Origin of the sequence: Shewanella sp. SP2S2-6, from assembly GCF_031931965.1 — a bacterium.
Lineage (GTDB): Bacteria > Pseudomonadota > Gammaproteobacteria > Enterobacterales > Shewanellaceae > Shewanella > Shewanella baltica.
The window spans coordinates 1-558 of the sequence record NZ_JAUOEQ010000086.1; the positions used below are offsets into that span (position 1 = coordinate 1).

A 558-nucleotide genomic window follows, 5' to 3' on the forward strand; every position below is an offset into this window, starting at 1 on the left:
TGGTTGATATCATGGACAATGAATATGGAGCAGGCCTCAGAAAAAAGTACTTATCCGGTACCTCTGGCAAGCAAAAAGCAACGGACAAATAAACCTCGCTGCCGCATGTCGTGCTGCGGGTATGTCGAGGCAAGGTATTTATCAGGCAGTTGCTCGAATGGAAAGTCGTAGAGCTGAGCTATCGGTCATCAAAGACTGGGTCCAGTACTGGCGTAAATATATGCCAAAGTTAGGGGCCCGTAAGCTCTATACGTTGATAAAATCCAGGCTGGTTGAGCACGATATTAAACTCGGGCGAGATGGGTTCTTTACCTATTTGAGAAGTGAAGGTTTGCTGGTTAAACCGAAGAAAAGCTACACAAAAACCACGTTCAGCAAACACTGGATGAAGAAGCATCCTAATTTGCTGAAAGAGGAAGGGCTACATGATGCAGGGCATGTACTGGTCAGCGATATCACCTATCTTGAGTCAGACCAAGGAGTGCACTACCTGTCACTGGTCACCGATGCCAGTTCTCGTAAGATAGTCGGTCATCACGTGAGTAAAGACATGAAAGC

General features: G+C 46.4%; 1 pseudogene. It reads left to right on the plus strand.

The annotated features are described in order from the left end of the window. Positions 1-558, plus strand: a pseudogene (locus tag Q4Q57_RS22090) (IS3 family transposase); the annotation flags it as partial.